The following is an 18803-nucleotide window of genomic DNA, read 5'->3' as shown; positions in this document are numbered from 1 at the left end:
ATTCTATCCGTTTATATCAGCGACTGGCCCGATAAATATACCGTGCAGGGTTGACCTGTCGGCCATTCACCAGCACTTCAAAATGCACATGGGGTCCGGTTGAACGACCGGAACTGCCCACCAGACTTATAGCCTGCCCTTTGCTGACGATATCTCCGACTTTCACCAGGGAATCCTTATTATGGGCATATCGGGTTACATAACCATTGCCGTGATTGATCTCAACCAGCAACCCATAACCACTTCGCGGCCCTGACCAGGTCACAACCCCTGATCCGACAGCGATAACATCAGAACCTTCCTTGGCGGCGAAATCCACCCCACGGTGCCAGGCTGCCTTACCCGTAAACGGGTCGGTTCTGCGGCCGTAGGAGGACGACATCCAGCCTTTTCGTACCGGCCGCCCGGCAATGAATACATCATCCTGGAGGCTGCGGTCCAGCAAAACCGACTCCAGGACTTCCAGCTGTTCCGCACGCTGGTCGATACGTGTAGCCAGGTCTTCAATTTGGTCGGCGAACGCCGGCGGCACGTAGGACAGGCCAGACTCGGTGATGGCTTCATCAGGGCCACCCAGTGCCGGCGCTGAGCCAAAATCAAATTCATCCGGGGAGATATCCGCCATGGTTACCAGCCGGTCACCCAAGGCATCCAGGCGCATCAGCTGCCCCTGAAGCTGGGCCAACTGCACTGCCAGAGCATCCAATTCGACAGCAGCCTCGTTCCGAAGTTTCTCAACATCTTTTCGCTGATCCGCAAGGGAGGACTGCCAGTTGGAAAGCTCTTTGGTGGTCAGAGTTCCGGAAGCGTTGATATTGATGACATACCAGGCGAGGAAAAAGCCCATCAAAATCAAAGCAATGGCGACCACCCCAGCCCCCCATACGAGCCGGACTCCATCCATCCAGAATGTGCGGCTCTTGCCATGGGGGTATCGAACAACGATTACTTTCATTGCCTGCCTGAAATTTCCAAAAACACAGCGACCGATTCGGCTTATCAGGAGAGGAAAATAAACAACACAACAAAATTCCGCTCTGGACTGGCCAGTTTTACCAAACACTAAAAATACTCGTCCCCGGAATCTGAAACCCAGCGCCAGAGGTAATGCTTGATAGTACCAGAAATCGGCTAAAGTGCGGCACACTCTAGCATTCAGTCAATCATTCCCGCAACTAAACACGCCGATATCTATCTAAATTTTAAGCAATAAAAAGGCCATCACAAGGATGACCAAAAAGGAGGTGTACTTAATTTATGCTCAGGCAATAACTGCCGTGGGGCGGGCATAAGAGATCGGAGCGCTCTCCGGGTCGTCAAATGTGACAACTTCCCAGGCGGACTTATCGGCGATCAAGGCACGCAGCAATTTGTTATTCAGGGAGTGACCGGACTTCTCACCGATAAACTCACCAATCAGGCTGTTACCCAGCAGGTACAGGTCACCAATGGCATCAAGCATTTTATGCTTAACAAATTCATCTTCGTATCGAAGGCCGTCTTCATTCAGAATGCGGTAGTCATCCACCACGATGGCATTCTCAACGCTGCCACCCAGGGCCAGATTCTGGGAACGCAGGAATTCAATATCCTTCATAAAACCGAAGGTACGGGCACGGCTGACTTCCTTGACGAAAGACGTACTGGAGAAGTCGATACTCGCTTCCTGGGTCAGCCCCTGGAAGACGGGGTGATCAAACTCAATAAAGAAGGAAACCTTGAAGCCATTAAAGGGCACAAAAGTGGCTTTAATATCGCCATCTTCGACGGTTACTTTCTTCTTTATGCGGATAAAACGCTTGTGGGCATCCTGCTCTTCAATACCAGCGGACTGAAGCAGGAATACAAAAGGCCCGGCACTGCCATCCATAATGGGAACTTCATGGGCAGTCACATCAACATAGGCATTGTCGATACCAAGCCCGGCCATCGCAGACAGCAGGTGCTCGACCGTATCGACGCGTACACCGTCCTTTTCCAGTGACGTGCAGAGGGTCGTCTGGCCAACATTCATGGCAAGAGCAGGAATCTGAACCACTGGGTCCAGATCTGTTCTGCAGAAAACAATGCCAGTATCAATCGGAGCAGGACGCAAAGTCAGGTAAACCTTCTCACCTGAATGCAGACCAACACCCGTTGCTCGAATAATATTTTTAAGTGTTCGCTGTCTGATCATAGTGCAGCCGTAGAGCCTTTATATCTTGCTATGTGCCAGTCATGCCGGCGTTCAGCCAAGCTGCAAGACATCCTGCCCTGCCTGAAATCTTGCAATAAACGCGCAGTCTAGCAAAGTAACAACCATGAACATAGTGTTACATTCACTCAAGGTTGCCATATTCCTCACCCCAGGCAGAAATTAATCCGCCTGGCGTCTCAAAAACGCAGGAATATCAAGATATGTGGAGTCAGAACCGTTTGATGAGCCCTGTCCCTGGTCCTGGGGGTCGACAGTGGCAGTATCACCGGCAACCTTGCGGGGGCGGTTTCTCATAACCGCGGGGCGGTCCAGTTCACCGTAGTCAATTTTGCCTGTATCGGCACGGGGCTTGGGAGTTGTGTCCGCAGTATTATCTACAACTGTACGAATCTGCTCATTTTCTCCAAGACCTGTAGCAACCACGGTTACCTTGATCTCATCAGACATTTCGGGATCAATAACCGTACCGATAACAACGGTAGCATTGTCAGAAGCGTACTGATTAATAGTGTCACCAACGTCCTGGAATTCACCAATACCAAAATCAATACCTGCGGTAATGTTCACAAGTACACCACGGGCACCCTGGAGGTCAATGTTCTCCAGCAGCGGACTGCGAATAGCGGCTTCAGCAGCCTCCACCGCACGGGTCTCACCACTTTCACCCCGGGCAGAACCTGTTCCCATCATAGCCATGCCCATCTCAGACATCACGGTACGAACATCTGCAAAGTCGACGTTAATCATACCCGGACGGATGATCAGGTCAGCAATACCCTGTACTGCGCCCTGAAGCACATCATTGGCCGCGCTAAAGGCTGACAGCAGGCTGGCTTTCTTGCCCAGTGCTTCCAGCAGCTTCTCGTTAGGAATGGTAATCAGGGAGTCGACATGCTCCTCCAGTTCCTTCAGGCCGGCATCGGCAATCGTCATGCGCTTACGGCCCTCAAACGGGAATGGACGAGTCACAACAGCTACTGTCAGAATATCCATTTCCTTGGCAATCTGGGCAACAACCGGTGCCGCACCAGTACCAGTACCACCACCCATACCGGCAGTGATAAAGACCATATCTGCCCCACTCAGTACCTCGGCAATGCGCTCCCGATCTTCCATGGCCGCCTGACGGCCAATTTCCGGATTAGCACCTGCGCCCAGGCCCTTGGTAATACCAGTGCCCAGCTGCAACAGGGTACGCGCATTCAGGTTTTTCAGTGCCTGTGCGTCAGTATTGGCAACGGCGAAGTCTACACCCTCGACCTGGCTGTTAAGCATGTGATTAACTGCATTACCACCGCCACCACCTACGCCGATAACTTTGATAACAGCATTTTGCGACACGCTGTCAACCATTTGAAAGATGTCACTCATGTCACTCTCCTATCTCTCTTGATGTCCATTTTGTTATATTGACTTCCAGTCCACAATCAGAAGTTTCCTTGAATCCAGCTTTTCAGCCGACTCAAAAAACTTTCCTGTTGATCCTGCCCTTGAGCGGGTGATGCAGCTCCGCTCCCCTCTTGCATATTGTGCTGGGCATATTGCAAAAGCCCAACACTTGTCGCATAAATCGGATTCCTGACCACATCAGCCAGACCTTCCACATTCTGGGGCACACCCAGTCGAACCGGCATATGGAAAATCTCTTCCGCCAACTCAATAACCCCTTCCATTTTTGAGGTTCCACCGGTCAGAACCACACCCGCGGCAATCAGTTCTTCAAAACCGCTGCGGCGCAATTCTGCCTGGATTAATGTGAACAATTCGTCATATCTGGGCTCGACAACCTCCGCCAGAGCCTGCCGGGAAAGCTCTCTCGGAGGACGATCACCGACACTCGGTACCCGAATGGTTTCATCGGCACCCGCCAGCTGTGTCAGCGCGCAGGCGTATTTAATCTTAATATCTTCCGCATGCTGGTAAGGTGTTCTCAAGGCCATGGCAATGTCGTTGGTCACCTGATCACCGGCGATAGGAATCACCGCCGTATGGCGAATCGCACCTTCTGTATAAACGGCAATGTCCGTAGTTCCACCACCGATATCCACGATGCAGACACCAAGTTCTTTTTCGTCCTCTGTCAGCACCGAGTAACTGGAAGCCAGCTGTTCAAGAATCACATCATCAACGGCCAGCCCACGACGACGTACACATTTCTCAATATTCTGAACCGCATTAACGGCACAGGTCACCAGATGAACCTTGGCTTCCAGACGGACACCGGACATGCCCAAGGGTTCCTTCACCCCTTCCTGGGTATCAATCACATACTCCTGAGGGAGAATATGGAGAATTTTCTGGTCTGCGGGAATCGCAACAGCCTGGGCCGCATCAATCACCCGCTCCATATCGGCCGTAGTTACTTCCCGTTCACGAATGGCAACAATCCCATGAGAGTTCAGGCTGCGGATATGATTACCCGCGATCCCCACATACACTGAATCAATCTGACAGCCAGCCATCAATTCAGTTTCTTCTATGGCCCGCTGAATAGACTGCACCGTTGACTCAATATTAACGACCACTCCCTTACGCAATCCGCGCGAAGGATGTGAACCGATACCAACCACCTCAATTGTTCCACGGTCAGTAATCTCTCCGACCAGAGCGACCACCTTAGAGGTGCCTATATCCAGGCCGACCACCATTTTTCCATTCCCGGAGTCAGTCATTCGTTAACCTATCTGTTATTGTGCCAACACTCAGTGACTCGACTCCGGCGTCCAGCCGTTTCTGAATGCAGTCATCACTGTGCCCGTGCAATCGTTGTTGTTCCACTTATCTATCCGTTATCCGTCGTACTTTATACGCCAGGCAACAGCCACTCCATCCCGGTACCGTAAATCAACACTTGCAACATCGTTCCAACGGGGTTTCAGCTGACTGAAATAGAGGCGTGAAAACCTCTGCATTCGTTCAATCAAAGCTTCTCCACCGAGTTCAACCTTCACCTGCCTGACCCTGAAACTCCAGCTACCGGCAGGTGTCAGGGTTACACCATCCACTTTCAAACCAAGGGGTCGCAGCTGCTGGCCCAGGGTCATATACTGCTGCATCACTTCCTGCTCACGGCCATCAGGCCCTGCAAGCACGGGCAGCTCGCTAAAACTCTGCCCCTGTCGTGAATCGAGCACCTCCCCCTCGGCATTAATCAGCTCTCTGTCCCGCCACCTGGCAACCGGCACCTCTTCCCTGAAAGTTACTTTCAGAAGATCCGGCCAGACTTTGCGCACCCGGACATTATCTATCCAGCTATCGCCCTGGAGCCGGGATTGTATAGCCCGGAGATCCAGGGAGAAGAACGTCTGTTGCAGGTAGGGTTTTAACTGCGCCTGCAACCGTTCCTTCTTCAGGTAGCGAAATGTTCCACCCACCTCAACCCTCGAAATCGGACGATCCAGCCAGTTCCAGAGCTGAGGCACAGACCACATCAAGCCGCCAAGGCAGGCACCCGCTATCAGCAATTTCAGAGCCGACAGTATGCGCCGCCACCAGAGTGCAAAAATTTCTTTACGGTCAACCCGTTGTGTTCGGTCGCCTCGCTCTTTACGATGGCTCTGCCGTTTCCGGGCTGGCTGCTCCTTTGCCCGCCCTACCCGGTTGTCATTGTCTCGCCTGAGATACCGACGGGCATCCATGGCCGCTCCTTCTGTTCAGTTGTCATCAGCAACTTCACAACCAGATCCGCAAAGTCATAACCTTCTGCCCGGGCTGCCATAGGTACAAGACTATGGTCAGTCATTCCGGGAATAGTATTCACTTCCAGCAGCCAGAATTTCCCATCTACATCCTGCATCACATCGACACGCCCCCAGCCACTGCATCCAAGACTTTCAAAAGCCTTGACCGCCAGCTCCTGGAGTTCTGCCTCTTTCTCTTCTGACAGCCCGCAAGGTAAATGGTAACGTGTATCATCGGAAAGATATTTGGCTTCGTAGTCGTAAAATGTGTTATCAGTCTCAAGACGGATAACCGGTAATGCACGGCCATCAAGAATTCCGATGGTAAATTCCGGGCCGTCTATTAACTGCTCAACCAGCACTTGACCGGTATGTTCCAGCACCCGGTTAATTGATGGTTTCAACTGATCCCGGGAATGTACCGGGAAAGTATAGATACTGGAGCCATCACTGTTTGGCTTAACAAAACAGGGGACCGGCAAATCCGCACTGGCAAAATCAGTTTCTGCATAAATCATTCGGAACTCAGGAGTTGGTAGCCCAATACTGTTCCAAAGCAGTTTACTGCGGCACTTATCCATTGCCAGCGCAGACCCTTTCACACCTGTTCCTGTGTAGGGAATACCCATAAATTCCAACAGCCCCTGGATAGTCCCGTTTTCACCTTCACCTCCATGCAGAGCCAGAAAAACCTTATCCGGTGCAATATCCCGCAACCGGTCAATCAAATCCGTGTCAACATCTACCAGTACGGCATCAATGCCCTTTTCCTTAAGTGCATTAAAGATGCGAGCACCGGAATTTAGCGAAACTTGTCGTTCAGCCGAACACCCACCATAAAGTACGGCTACCCGTCCAGCGGCCTCTTTCTGACTGAGGGTCTCATGCCCGACTACTTTTTCTTCAGTCATGCACTCATTCCACTTTCAGAACCAGCTCTTTTTTTGCCAGATCCGCAGCCAGAGCACCGATATCACCGGCACCCTGGGTTATTAATAAATCACCTTCACTCAATACATCCTGAAGAATTTTGTTCACAGACTCTCCTCGGGGAACAAAAATCGGGTCAAGGCGTCCTCGCTGACGAATGCTGCGGCACAGACTTCGGCTATCAGCACCGGGGATTTCATCTTCACCTGCCGGGTAAACATCCATCAGCAGCAGAACGTCCACCTGGGATAGTACATCAACAAAATCGTCGTACAGATCCCGGGTCCGGGAATAGCGGTGGGGCTGGTAAATCATCGCCAGACGCTTTTCCGGCCAGCCTTTGCGAATGGCAGCAATGGTTGCGGCCACTTCTCTGGGATGATGTCCGTAATCATCCACAAACATTACTTCGCCGACACCCGTCTGATAATTGCCATAGACCTGGAAGCGACGACCAACACCTTGAAAACCTGCCAGACCCGCGCAAATATCTTCATCGGAAATACCTTCTTCTGCAGCCACAGCAAAGGTTGCCAGTGAATTCAGAACATTGTGCTCCCCGGGAATATTCAGACCGACCCCAACATTTTCACGGCCTTTGCGTACCAGGGTGTAGCGGTTTTGCATACCATCCTGATGCACATTAACAGCACGGTAATCAGCATCCTCAGAAAAACCGTAGGTAATGATCTGACGCTTGATTCTGGGAAGCAGCTCACGCACCACAGGGTCATCAATACAGACGACTGCCAGACCATAAAAAGGCAGATTATCCAGGAACTCCAGAAAAGTCTGCTTCAAACGGCCAAAGTCACCGTCATAGGTACCCATATGGTCAGCATCAATATTGGTAACAATGGAAACCATCGGCTGCAGATGCAGGAAGGAGGCATCGCTCTCATCGGCCTCGGCCACCAGATAACGGCTTGCCCCCAGACGGGCATTAGTGCCGGCAGAGTTCAACCGGCCACCAATAATAAATGTCGGGTCCAGACCACCCTGCCCAAGCACGGAAGCCAGCAGGCTTGTGGTGGTGGTTTTGCCATGGGTACCGGCAACAGCAATACCATGACGGTAACGCATCAGCTCAGCCAGCATCTCCGCACGGGGAACGACAGGAATACGCAGCTCCCGTGCCGCCAGCAACTCGGGGTTATCCTCCTTAACAGCAGTAGAAACAACCACCACATTGGCATCGCCAACATGTTCACGGGCATGGCCGATAAACACCTCAACACCAAGGGACTCCAACCGCCGAATCACCCGGGATGCTTTTATGTCTGAACCGGAAATGGCATAACCCTGGTTACGTAGAACTTCCGCAATACCACACATGCCGGAACCGCCAATACCAATGAAATGGATCTTCCTGATACGACGCATTTCCGGTACAGCAAAAACAGGGACATTCATTCCCTTTACGCTCTGTTCAGAACCTGCCTCAGGCATGGGCCACCTCCTCACAGTGACGGGCAACAGTCTGTGTTGCATCAAGGTGGGCACAGGCTTTCGCAGCGCCTGCCATTATCTGCAGACGGTCTCTGTCTTCTGAAAACATTATCAGTATGTCTGCCAGTGTTTCTTCTGTCATATCTCGTTGTTCAAGCAAAATGGCGGCGCCGTTATCCACAAGATAACGACCATTGCGTAACTGCTGCTGATCCTTGTGCCAGGGATAAGGCACAAGAATGGAGGGCCTGCCGGCATTGGCTAACTCGGCAACAGTCAGGGCTCCAGAGCGGCACAACACCAAGTCGGCCCACCCATACGCAACAGCCATGTCATCAATAAAAGGGTCTACCCGGCCAGCAATACCGAGTGCTCGATAGTTTTCACGGGTCTCATCAATATTTGCGGCACCTGTCTGATGCCAGACCTCAACAGCACCTTTATCCATTCGCACCAGCACTGCCGGTACACATTTATTTATGGCCACAGCGCCACGGCTGCCCCCCAGAACCAGGAGACGCAGAGGTGCTTCTTTCCGAACTGACGCAGGCACATTCATAGGGCGCACAGGATTGCCTGTACACTCTGCGCCAGCTGAAGGCGGAAATGCCTCGGGGAAAGCTTCCAGTCGCCGAGTAGCAAATACGCTGGCTATGCGATTGGTCAGCCCGATTGTGGCATTCTGCTCATGGAGAACAAGTGGCTTACGCAGCAGCCAGGCGGCAACACTGCCAGGGCCGGAGACAAACCCGCCCATACCCAGGACACCAACTGCTTTTTTACTACGCATAATACGCAGAGCATGCCACACGGAAACCAGTACCCGGAACGGAGCCTGAAGCAACGCTTTCAAACCATTACCACGTACACCTTTGACCGGCATAAAGCTGATGTCGTAACCATGTTTGGGAACCAGATCTGCTTCCATACCATCCCGGGTACCCAACCAGTGAATGCGGTAACCTTTATTCCGCAGCTCATCAGCCACAGCCAAGGCGGGGAAAATATGGCCACCGGTTCCTCCGGCCATAATAATAAACAGGGGAAACTGCTCAGCCATTGGCTTTCCCTCCCTGTTTAACAGCAGTTCGTCGTTCAAAATCAATTCGCATTAACAGTCCAAGGACCACGCAATTCATAATCAGGCTGCTTCCTCCATAACTGAACAGAGGCAGAGCTAACCCTTTGGTGGGCAGCAAACCACTGCTCACACCTATATTGATAAAAGCCTGGCTGCCAAACAGCAGCCCCAGACCATAGGCCACGTAAGCAGAAAATTTCTGCCCGGCTTTATACGCCGTACGACCAATATGCATGGCTCTGCAGGCAATAAAAGTCAGAAGACCAATCACCAGCAGTGCACCAATAAGACCAAGTTCTTCAGCAATAACAGAAAAGATGAAATCTGTATGAGCCTCAGGAAGGAAGAACAGTTTCTGGATACCATTACCCAGACCTTCTCCAAACCAGCTGCCACGGCCAAAGCCAATAAGCGACTGGGTTAACTGATAACCGTCACCGTATTTATCAGACCAAGGGTCCAGGTAGTTAGTCAGACGACGGAGACGATACGGCTCCTGAAGCAGGTAATACCCGGCTACCAGCAAAGGAGTCAGCAATACCAGAAATTTTCCCCATCTGGCTCCAGCCAGAAAAATCATTCCCATAACGGTTCCGGCAATAACGACCGCAGACCCGAAATCAGGCTCCGCAAGCAACAAACCACCGGCAATTCCCAGCAAAACAATAGGAGTCAGAAAGACTTTCCAGCTGGCACCAGGAAGGTCTTCTTCATGCTTTGCCATATACGCAGCCATAGGCAGCACCAGGAAAACTTTCGCTACCTCAGACGCCTGAAGACTAAATAAGCCCAAAGGCAACCAGCGACGACTGCCGTTCACTTCCCGACCAACCTGGGGAACCAATACTATAACCAGAAGAGCCATGGCAATTACCAGCAGCCCCGGAGTAATTTTTTGCAGAGAGGCCATAGGCAGTGATTGCAGGGCCAGCATTATGGCAACCCCACCAGACATATAAATGCCCTGACGCAACGAAAAATGGAAAGGTGAACCGTAACCGGCTGAGGCAATACCGCTGGAGGCAGAAGCCACCATTACCAGCCCAAGGGCCATAGTGCAGACCACTGCTACCAGCAACCAGAAATCCACCGGACTGCTCCCGGTGCGCAGGCGTGCAGACAAGCTCAGGGAGGATGCGTCAGCCATTGAGCATCTCCACCAGTCGCCGGAATTCATCACCCCGGTGTTCATAGCTGCAGAACATATCGAAGCTTGCGCAGGCTGGCGCCAGCAAAACAGCATCACCAGCAGAAGATAGACTGGCTGCCATTCTCACTGCATCCTGCAGGCTTGCGGCAGAGTGCACGTGAGACAGGCCACCCACAGTCTCGGCAATACGGGGACCATCTGTACCAATAACAATTAATTCGCGAACATAGCGTTCAACTGCCGGGCAAAGGTCGGAGAAATCAGCACCTTTACCATCACCACCGGCGATCAGAATAATATCGCCCGCCAGATCACCGCCCAGCCCTTCTATGGCGGCAATGGCAGCACCGGTATTGGTGGCCTTGGAATCATTAAACCAGCTGACGCCCTGACAATCCGCCAACCATTCACAACGATGGACCAGCCCGGTAAATTCCCGCAGACTATCCAGCATGACGTCCATAGGCAAACCGGCAAATGTTCCCAGCGCCAGGGCAGCCAGAGCATTAGCCTGATTATGAGAGCCTTTTACACGAAGCTCATCCGTCGCAATCAGACGTTGCAACCCCTGCACCAGCCAGGTTTTGCCCTGCTCACTGACAACACCAAAGTCTTTTAAACCTGGAGGTGTATTCAGGCCAAAAGACATTATCTGGGTATTCTCTGATACCAGCGGAGTGGTCAGCTGATCATCACGGTTATAAACAGCCCCGGTGCAGCCACGGTAAATTTTGTGTTTCGCCTGATGGTATTCAAGCATTGAAGCATACCGGTCCATATGATCCGGTGTTACATTCAGTACAGTTGCGCCAACAGCTCTGAGGGAGTGGGTCGTTTCCAGCTGGAAACTGGAGAGTTCCAGAATATAAAGTTCGTGCTCCTCCTGCTCCAGCAATTCAAGAACCGGAGTGCCGATATTTCCGCCGACACCAGCCCTGATACCAGATTTTTCTGCCATCTGGCCAAGCAGAGTGGTTACGGTGCTTTTGCCATTTGAACCGGTAATGGCAATAACCGGCGCACTCACCTTGCGGCAAAACAGCTCGATATCACCGATAACAGAGATACCGGCTGAAATGGCCTCAGCAATAGCCGGTTCTTTCAGGGAGAGACCCGGGCTGACAATCAACTCATCAGCCTGAGAAAGAAAGTTCCCATCAAGAGGGCCACAAACAACCTCAACACCAGGACACTCCCGATGAAGATCATCCAGGCCGGGAGGCTGTGAACGGGTATCCACTATCTGAAAAGACAGACCAGAACGGAACAACCAGCGGGCACAGGCCAGCCCGGTCTTCCCAAGACCGACGACAATCCGCTGTTTATCGCTGCTGATCATCTGTCCGTTCACTGCGTTTTTATCCTTCTTCGTCAACGCAACTTAAGTGTTGCCAGTCCTATCAATACGAGAATCAGGCTGATAATCCAGAACCGCACAATAACCCTGGGTTCAGGCCAGCCCTTCAATTCAAAATGGTGATGTATGGGTGCCATACGAAATATACGTCGTCCGGTCAGTTTGTAAGAGCCCACCTGCAGAATGACCGACACGGTTTCCATGACGAAAACACCGCCCATAATAAAGAGCACAATTTCCTGGCGAACAATCACAGCAATAACACCCAGAGCTGCCCCCAGAGCCAGGGCACCCACATCACCCATAAAAACCTGGGCGGGATATGTGTTAAACCACAGAAAGCCAAGCCCCGCTCCCACCAGCGCAGCGGTAAATACCACCAGTTCACCGGAACCACGGATATGGGGAATATTCAGGTAACGGGCAAACTCAATATGACCACTGAGGTAGGCAAATACACCCAAAGCCGCAGCCACCATCACCGTCGGCATAATGGCTAACCCATCAAGGCCGTCGGTTAAATTCACCGCGTTACTGGTGCCAACAATCACCAGATACGTCAGCCCAATAAAGAAGAAGCCCAGAGGAATAGCCACGCTCTTGAAGAACGGCACAATCAATGCCGTTTCCATGGGAGTTTTCGCCATTACAAACAGAGCAACAGCCGCCCCCAAACCAAACACCGATTGCCAGAAGTATTTCCAGCGGGCTGGCAGACCACGGGAATGCTTTTCCACAACCTTTCTGTAATCGTCAACCCAGCCAATAGCACCAAACGACAGGGTTACACCGAGCACCATCCACAGGTAAATATTAGTGAGATTGCCCCACAGCAAGGTGCTGATAGTAATCGCTGCCAGAATTAACGCGCCCCCCATTGTGGGCGTTCCCGCTTTGCTCAGATGAGACTGTGGGCCGTCATCACGAACCGCCTGACCAATCTGGTGAAAGCTCAGTTTACGAATCAGCACCGGACCGAGAATCAGGGAGAAGGCCAAAGCTGTCAGCACACTGAGAATGGCTCTCAGGGTGAGATACTTAAATACGCCAAAGCCGCTGTAATACGTACTCAGGAAATCCGACAGCCAGTACAGCATCAGATACCCTCCGTGGTTTCGGGCCTCCCGGCCTCAACAGTTGGGTCGCCCAGGCAGGCAGTGACCACTTCGTTCATTCCGGTTGTCATTGACCCTTTCACCAGCACAACAACCCCGGCATTCAGATGAGGATGCAACCACCCACTTAATTCTTCTTTTGTTTCAAAGTGCTCGCCGGCCCCCTGGAAACCATCATGAACATAACGGGACCAATGGCCGGAAGTCAGCAACCTGTCGATACCTGCAGCACTGGTGTATTCACCCAGTTCACGGTGCATAGCAATGCCTTCTTCCTCATTAAGGAAATGTTCTTCAGACAGGTCACCCACCACCAGAATCCGGTAACCGTCACAGTCAGCCAGTTCATCAATGGCCGCACGGGTTGAGTCAGGGTTAGCGTTATAACTCTGGTCAATAACTATGGCACCGTTATTAGTACGAAAACGCTGACCACGGCGAGCGTACGGACGGGCTTCCCCCAGCCCGGCGGCAATGGTTTCAATATCCAGGCCGGCGGCTCTGGCAATGGCAGCAGCAGCACAGGCATTCGCCACCTGGTGCTTACCCCAGAACTGCAGATGGACAAGAGTCTCCTTGCCATCCAGGTGCAGGGTAAAGTGCATGCCATTGTCTTCGGTGACAATATTATCCGGCCAGCAGTCAGCCTCTTTACCTGTAAGACTGAAAGTCATTACCCGACAGTTTGAAGCTTTGCTTACCCGCTCTTTCCAGGTATCACAGTACGGGTCGTCAGCATTAATAACAGCGCAGCCGTCATTGGGCAGGCGATCAAAAATCGCACCTTTCTCTTCCACAACACCTTCCAGGCTGCCAAGACCAGCTATATGGGAAATACTGGCGTTATTGATCAGAGCAATATGGGGGCGGACGATAGACGTCAGATGAGCTATTTCACCGGGGCTGTTAGTGCCCATTTCAATAACGGCATACTTGTGTTCAGAAATCAGCTCACCCAGGGTAACCGGAACACCATAGGCATTATTCAGATTGCCACGGGTCGCCAGGGTCGGTGCCACCTGGCCAAAAACAGCGGCGAGCATTTCCTTTACTGAGGTTTTACCGCTGCTGCCGGTTACACCTATCACCAGACCATCAAATGCGTCACGGTTCAGGTAACCCAGGGATGCCAGGGCTTTATCTGTATTTTCAACGAGAAGACGGGGCTCACCTTCCCCTTTCCGGCTAACCAGCACTCCTGCCGCGCCTTTTTTCAGGGCCGCAGACACATAGTTGTGACCATCAAAGTTTGGTCCCTTGATCGCGACAAATAACTGCCCTGGCACCAGTGTTCGTGTATCTATGCTGATGGATGTGACCTCAGCATCATCACCGATAAGCTTCGCCGGTAGCTTTTTGGCCAGCCCGCTCAAGCGTTCAGATGCAATCATGCCACCCTCCCGGACAAAGCCAGCGAAACCTGCTCGAAATCACTGAACGGGTATCGAACACCCTTAATCTCCTGGTAACTCTCATGGCCTTTTCCGGCCACAAGCACAATATCTTCAGCGCAGGCATCGGCAACAGCATGGGCGATAGCCTCCGCTCGATTTACGACAACGGTCACCTGGTTTTTCTGGGCCTCATCAAGACCAGCCAGGCAATCTTCAATAATGGCTCTGGACTCTTCATTCCTGGGATTATCACTGGTGAGATAAACTTTATCCGCATCAGCGCAGGCCGCCTGAGCCATCAAGGCTCTCTTGCCTTTATCCCGGTCACCACCACAGCCAAAGACACAGGTAATGCTTTTACCACCATGTTCACGCAGCGCCTTCAGGGCACTGGTTAAGGCATCAGGTGTGTGGGCATAATCAACCACCACCAGGGGCTGATTCTCACCTCCAAAACGTTCAAGACGCCCCGGTACGCTGTTAATAGTCGGAATAACCTGCAGAACGTCACTTAACGGGAAACCATGACATCCCAGAACACTAATCACACCCAGCAGATTGCTGAGGTTAAAACGCCCCATCAGTGGTGTTTTCAGCTCGCCTTTTCCCCAGGGAGTAACAATATCCGCCTGCATACCGTGGGAAATCAGCTGAATATTCTTCAGGTAAATATCAGCACTTTCATCGGACAAAGAGCACCCAATACATTCAACACTGTCCGGGGTCAGGTCACGAAGGAATTGTGACCAGCTGTCATCCATATTAAATACGGCATGTTTTAAACGAGGATGCTGGAACAAGCGTCCCTTAGCCCGGGCATAGGCGCCCATGGTACCGTGGTAATCTAAGTGATCCCGGGTCAGGTTTGTGAACACTGCCGTATCAACATGCATGCCCTGAATTCGGCCCTGGTCAAGACCGTGGGACGATACTTCCATCGCCATCCAGCCGATCTGTTCATCTCTCATTTGGGCAGCGAAGCTGTGACAGCTGAACAGGTCTGCGGTGGTATTGCCGGAATTCTCCAGTCGCCCTATGCGACCACTGCCTAATGTCCCCATCAGGCCACAGCCATTACTGAGTTTATCCAGCAGGTCTGCCAGAAAATGCACTGTGGATGACTTTCCGTTGGTCCCAGTCACCCCAATAACTTTGATTTGTCTGGAAGGATGGCCAAAGCTGAAATCAATAAGCCCACCGGCCTTGTCCTGAAGATTATCCACAGCGATCACAGGCACACCGACAACAGGCAGTTCAGCGCCAGATTGAGCCAGCACCCCGACAGCACCAGCCTGAACTGCAGCTTCGATATAGTCCCTGCCATCAACGGCATAACCAGAAATCGCAAGAAACAGGTCACCCTGTTGTACACGGCGACTGTCTGTTTTCACCCCGGACAGGACAATATCGTCTGCAGTCGGCACATGTCCGAGCCATTTCAGCAGACCATTCAAGGTCAGTTGCTGGTTCTGGATGCCATACTCCCGCATAGAATCAGTCATCAACCTTCATTCCTGGATTTTCTTGCGGCGTCGGCCACCATCTGCCCGCGGCTTCCTTCCGGCGGAACCCTCAACACGCGCATGGTTTCTCCCGCTACACGTGAAAATACCGGAGCCGCGACAGCACCACCGTAATAACGTCCGTCTGTAGCACCATCTATAAGAACAACCATCGTCACTTTCGGATTGTCTGCCGGTATCACACCGGCAAATAGAGAAATATAGTCATTGTCGGAATACCCTTTGTCACCCAGTTTCTTCGATGTTCCTGTCTTACCGGCAACAGAGTAGCCCTCTGTTCTCGCTCTTCTGGCCGTGCCTATATTGCTGGTTGCGGTTCTCATCATATCCATAACCTCACGGGCAATATCCGGGGCCAGCACCTGCTCTCCCTGAGAGGGAAGATCCTGCTTAATAATGCTTACAGGCATAGCCACCCCATCATTCGCCAACACGCTATATGCCTGTGCCAGCTGCAGGGGTGTAGCCGTAAGGCCATAACCGTAAGACAGGGTTGCGGTCTCTATTGGTCGCCATTTTCTTCTGACAGGCAATGTTCCGGTACTCTCCCCGGGAAACACAATCCCTGTAGATTGTCCGATACCAACACGCTGCAGAACAGAAATCACCTTTTCTGCACCTATATCCAGGGCCAGCTTGGTTACACCAACATTACTGGACCGGGTAATAATTCCGGTAACATCCAGGGTGCCGAAATTGCGTGGATCCCTGACTGTATCCTGGCCCACCCGAAGGGTTCCCGGCGCTGTATTAATCTGCGTATCCGCCTGATAACGCCCCGATTCCAGCGCCGCTGCAACGGTAAATGGCTTAATCACCGAACCTGGCTCAAACTGGTCGGTGATAGCCCTGTTTCTCATACCCGCAAGATTAATGGACTTACGGTTATTCGGATTAAAAGAGGGCTGATTGACCATGGCCAACACCTCTCCGGTTTTCACATCCAGCATGACCAAAGAACCAGCCCTGGCTTTATGCTCCTGCACCGCCGCTAACAATTCCCGGTAAGCCAGGTACTGCAAACGCAGGTCAATACTGAGCATGACATCCTTGCCCGCCTCAGCCTCCTTCCGCACTTCTCCCATGCGGATAACATTACCTTTGCGGTCTTTGGTCACCACCCGCTCACCAGGTACGCCGGCCAGCCAGTCATTCAAGGCCAGTTCAACACCTTCCTGTCCCTGATCATTAGAATCTGTCAGGCCAATCAGCTGAGCTGTCTCTTCACCCAGCGGATAAAAACGACGATATTCCGAGTCACCATAAACGCCCGGAATCTTCAGTTTCAACGCTTTGTCAGCATTCTCCGGTTTCATCCGTTTTTTCAGGTAGACGAAACCTTTCTCGCTGTTATTTTTTAACTTCTTTTCCAGCACCATTAGCTTTATGCCAAGGGCCTTTGCCAACTCGCCCCAGCGGCCCTTCTCTTTATTCAACAGTCTGGGATTGCCCCAGACAGACACCACCCGGCTACTGACCGCCAGAGGGCTACCGTTACGGTCAAAAATAATGCCCCGGTGAGCAGGAATCTGTATTTCCCGCTCAGTACGCTTGTCCCCTTCGTTCTGTAAGAAGGGCCTGTCGTACACATGCAGATAAAACACACGACCACTGACGCACAATGCAGCCGCAATTATTAGCGTCTGCACAAAGAAATAGCGGTTAAGCCGTGACTTTATTTTTCCAAGCATATTCATGGCTGCACCATGATGACCCTGCCCTTTCCGGGCACATCCATGTTGAGCTCCTCACGGGCCAACTGCTCTATTTCCCTGTGAGCCGTCAGAGTACTGTGCTGCAGAAGCAGCCGCCCCCACTCTTCCTGAAGGGCATTCTTACGCTTTAATTCAGCCTGTAACTGGTTGGATGCCTGTCTGTTCAAATGGGCGACATAAGTCACGGCCAGAGCACAGACGACAACTCCCACAAACATGGCCACTGGTAACCATCGAACTCTCTCCCCTATGGCTTTCAGGGGGGAAAAATCCAGCCAGCCCGTCATCACGCGAGACGTTCCGCCACTCGCATAACCGCACTGCGTGCCCGTGGATTACAGTCAACTTCTTCCGGGCCGGCCTTACGGGCTTTGCCGATACTCTTCAGGTGCCGGTTCAGCTGTTCTTCCGTCAGGGGCACCCAACTGGGAACATCATCCCCTTTTTCATGCCTGCGGATAAAGCGTTTCACCATTCTGTCTTCCAGGGAATGAAAACTGATAATCACCAGCCTTCCACCGGGCTTCAGCAGCTCCAGACTGTCTTCCAGTATCTGCTCAAGGTCGTCCAGCTCACTGTTAATAAAAATTCTGATTCCCTGAAACGCTTTAGTGGCCGGGTGAATCTTTTTCGGCCACACCGGGTTCGCATCCGCAATAATCTTCGCCAGCTGGGCTGTTCTTTCTATTGGTGCCTGTTCTCGGGCTTCAATAATGCCCTTTGCCATACGACGACCAAATTTTTCTTCTCCAAAACGCTTGATGACGTCAGTAATTTCGTCTTCGCTGGCTACCGCCAGCCACTCAGCGGCGCTTAAACCTTTGCTGGTATTCATGCGCATATCCAGAGGACCATCATTCTGAAAGCTGAATCCACGATCAGCGTCGTCCAGCTGGGGGGATGACACGCCAAGATCCAGCAAAATGCCATCCAGCTTTCCTCCCCCTGCAAACTCTTTCATATCCGCAAAAGAGCCATGGCAGATACGGAACCGGCCATCTTCTGCCATTAATCCAGTGCCAAACCTTACGGCTACAGGATCTTTATCAATACCCGTCAACTGCCCTTTATCACTGAGCTGGGACAGGATCAGGCGACTGTGGCCACCTCGCCCGAAGGTGCCGTCGATAAAACGACCATCGGGGTTTTCGACCAGGCACGCTACCGCCTCATCCAGCAAAACTGTCTTGTGCTGAAATTTTTTATTCATAC

Annotated in this window: 16 protein-coding genes; all 16 read right to left on the bottom strand. The window is 52.0% G+C overall.

The window, feature by feature from the left end; all coding sequences use genetic code 11:
* Window positions 1–16 precede the first annotated feature (16 nt).
* Window positions 17–955 (bottom strand): M23 family metallopeptidase, encoded by a 939-nt coding sequence (locus tag ACY2RQ_RS03790; protein ID WP_490111630.1) that lies wholly within the window; start codon window positions 953–955, stop codon window positions 17–19.
* A gap of 306 nt (window positions 956–1261) precedes the next feature.
* Complete coding sequence (gene lpxC, locus ACY2RQ_RS03785; RefSeq protein WP_490111629.1) at window positions 1262–2176, bottom strand: UDP-3-O-acyl-N-acetylglucosamine deacetylase; 915 nt, start codon at window positions 2174–2176, stop codon at window positions 1262–1264.
* A gap of 180 nt (window positions 2177–2356) precedes the next feature.
* Window positions 2357–3568: a cell division protein FtsZ gene (gene ftsZ, locus ACY2RQ_RS03780; protein WP_490111628.1), complete on the bottom strand. Its 1212-nt coding sequence runs from the start codon at window positions 3566–3568 to the stop codon at window positions 2357–2359.
* Between the two features lie 56 nt (window positions 3569–3624).
* Window positions 3625–4869 carry a cell division protein FtsA gene (gene ftsA / locus ACY2RQ_RS03775; RefSeq protein WP_490111627.1) on the bottom strand — a complete coding sequence of 415 codons (1245 nt, stop codon included), beginning with the start codon at window positions 4867–4869 and terminating at the stop codon, window positions 3625–3627.
* Between the two features lie 117 nt (window positions 4870–4986).
* The gene (locus ACY2RQ_RS03770; protein ID WP_490111626.1) at window positions 4987–5835 is read right to left on the bottom strand and encodes a cell division protein FtsQ/DivIB; all 849 of its coding nucleotides are present in this window, start codon (window positions 5833–5835) and stop codon (window positions 4987–4989) included.
* A complete protein-coding gene (locus ACY2RQ_RS03765; protein ID WP_490111625.1) occupies window positions 5790–6788 on the bottom strand; it encodes a D-alanine--D-alanine ligase in 999 nt (332 codons plus the stop codon). The genes ACY2RQ_RS03770 and ACY2RQ_RS03765 overlap by 46 nt, the downstream gene beginning before the upstream one ends.
* Window positions 6789–6792: 4 nt before the next feature.
* A complete protein-coding gene (gene murC, locus ACY2RQ_RS03760) occupies window positions 6793–8256 on the bottom strand; it encodes a UDP-N-acetylmuramate--L-alanine ligase (RefSeq protein ID WP_490111624.1) in 1464 nt (487 codons plus the stop codon).
* The gene (gene murG, locus ACY2RQ_RS03755; protein WP_490111623.1) at window positions 8249–9316 is read right to left on the bottom strand and encodes an undecaprenyldiphospho-muramoylpentapeptide beta-N-acetylglucosaminyltransferase; all 1068 of its coding nucleotides are present in this window, start codon (window positions 9314–9316) and stop codon (window positions 8249–8251) included. The genes murC and murG overlap by 8 nt, the downstream gene beginning before the upstream one ends.
* A complete protein-coding gene (gene ftsW / locus ACY2RQ_RS03750; RefSeq protein WP_490111622.1) occupies window positions 9309–10484 on the bottom strand; it encodes a putative lipid II flippase FtsW in 1176 nt (391 codons plus the stop codon). Before ftsW ends, murG begins: the two co-directional genes overlap by 8 nt.
* Entirely contained in the window at window positions 10477–11838 is a 1362-nt protein-coding gene (gene murD, locus ACY2RQ_RS03745) for a UDP-N-acetylmuramoyl-L-alanine--D-glutamate ligase (protein WP_490111621.1), read from the bottom strand. The genes ftsW and murD overlap by 8 nt, the downstream gene beginning before the upstream one ends.
* A 20-nt stretch (window positions 11839–11858) precedes the next feature.
* Window positions 11859–12941, bottom strand: a complete 1083-nt coding sequence (mraY, locus tag ACY2RQ_RS03740) for a phospho-N-acetylmuramoyl-pentapeptide-transferase (RefSeq protein WP_490111620.1) — start codon at window positions 12939–12941, stop codon at window positions 11859–11861.
* Window positions 12941–14350 carry a UDP-N-acetylmuramoyl-tripeptide--D-alanyl-D-alanine ligase gene (locus ACY2RQ_RS03735; RefSeq protein ID WP_490111619.1) on the bottom strand — a complete coding sequence of 470 codons (1410 nt, stop codon included), beginning with the start codon at window positions 14348–14350 and terminating at the stop codon, window positions 12941–12943. Before ACY2RQ_RS03735 ends, mraY begins: the two co-directional genes overlap by 1 nt.
* Complete coding sequence (locus tag ACY2RQ_RS03730) at window positions 14347–15855, bottom strand: UDP-N-acetylmuramoyl-L-alanyl-D-glutamate--2,6-diaminopimelate ligase (RefSeq protein ID WP_490111618.1); 1509 nt, start codon at window positions 15853–15855, stop codon at window positions 14347–14349. Before ACY2RQ_RS03730 ends, ACY2RQ_RS03735 begins: the two co-directional genes overlap by 4 nt.
* Complete coding sequence (locus tag ACY2RQ_RS03725) at window positions 15855–17573, bottom strand: peptidoglycan D,D-transpeptidase FtsI family protein (RefSeq protein ID WP_490111617.1); 1719 nt, start codon at window positions 17571–17573, stop codon at window positions 15855–15857. The genes ACY2RQ_RS03730 and ACY2RQ_RS03725 overlap by 1 nt, the downstream gene beginning before the upstream one ends.
* Window positions 17570–17878: a cell division protein FtsL gene (ftsL, locus tag ACY2RQ_RS03720; RefSeq protein WP_490111862.1), complete on the bottom strand. Its 309-nt coding sequence runs from the start codon at window positions 17876–17878 to the stop codon at window positions 17570–17572. Before ftsL ends, ACY2RQ_RS03725 begins: the two co-directional genes overlap by 4 nt.
* Window positions 17878–18801 carry a 16S rRNA (cytosine(1402)-N(4))-methyltransferase RsmH gene (rsmH, locus tag ACY2RQ_RS03715; RefSeq protein WP_490111616.1) on the bottom strand — a complete coding sequence of 308 codons (924 nt, stop codon included), beginning with the start codon at window positions 18799–18801 and terminating at the stop codon, window positions 17878–17880. The genes ftsL and rsmH overlap by 1 nt, the downstream gene beginning before the upstream one ends.
* Between the last annotated feature and the right edge of the window lie 2 nt (window positions 18802–18803).

It is taken from the genome of Parendozoicomonas sp. 209JJ7-1, assembly GCF_058147085.1.
The sequence above is the reverse complement of the archived record's forward strand: the minus strand, read 5'-3'. Positions and strand labels throughout refer to the sequence as shown.

Bases quoted from the DNA above. Each gene is read 5' to 3' on its own strand.
- ACY2RQ_RS03725 (WP_490111617.1), bottom strand. From the start codon at position 17,573: ATGAATATGCTTGGAAAAATAAAGTCACGGCTTAACCGCTATTTCTTT.
- ACY2RQ_RS03770 (WP_490111626.1), bottom strand. From the start codon at position 5,835: ATGGATGCCCGTCGGTATCTCAGGCGAGACAATGACAACCGGGTAGGG.
- ftsZ (WP_490111628.1), bottom strand. From the start codon at position 3,568: ATGAGTGACATCTTTCAAATGGTTGACAGCGTGTCGCAAAATGCTGTT.
- ftsW (WP_490111622.1), bottom strand. From the start codon at position 10,484: ATGGCTGACGCATCCTCCCTGAGCTTGTCTGCACGCCTGCGCACCGGG.
- ftsA (WP_490111627.1), bottom strand. From the start codon at position 4,869: ATGACTGACTCCGGGAATGGAAAAATGGTGGTCGGCCTGGATATAGGC.
- lpxC (WP_490111629.1), bottom strand. From the start codon at position 2,176: ATGATCAGACAGCGAACACTTAAAAATATTATTCGAGCAACGGGTGTT.
- ftsL (WP_490111862.1), bottom strand. From the start codon at position 17,878: ATGACGGGCTGGCTGGATTTTTCCCCCCTGAAAGCCATAGGGGAGAGA.
- ACY2RQ_RS03790 (WP_490111630.1), bottom strand. From the start codon at position 955: ATGAAAGTAATCGTTGTTCGATACCCCCATGGCAAGAGCCGCACATTC.
- ACY2RQ_RS03735 (WP_490111619.1), bottom strand. From the start codon at position 14,350: ATGATTGCATCTGAACGCTTGAGCGGGCTGGCCAAAAAGCTACCGGCG.
- ACY2RQ_RS03730 (WP_490111618.1), bottom strand. From the start codon at position 15,855: ATGACTGATTCTATGCGGGAGTATGGCATCCAGAACCAGCAACTGACC.
- rsmH (WP_490111616.1), bottom strand. From the start codon at position 18,801: ATGAATAAAAAATTTCAGCACAAGACAGTTTTGCTGGATGAGGCGGTA.
- murC (WP_490111624.1), bottom strand. From the start codon at position 8,256: ATGCCTGAGGCAGGTTCTGAACAGAGCGTAAAGGGAATGAATGTCCCT.
- mraY (WP_490111620.1), bottom strand. From the start codon at position 12,941: ATGCTGTACTGGCTGTCGGATTTCCTGAGTACGTATTACAGCGGCTTT.
- murG (WP_490111623.1), bottom strand. From the start codon at position 9,316: ATGGCTGAGCAGTTTCCCCTGTTTATTATTATGGCCGGAGGAACCGGT.
- ACY2RQ_RS03765 (WP_490111625.1), bottom strand. From the start codon at position 6,788: ATGACTGAAGAAAAAGTAGTCGGGCATGAGACCCTCAGTCAGAAAGAG.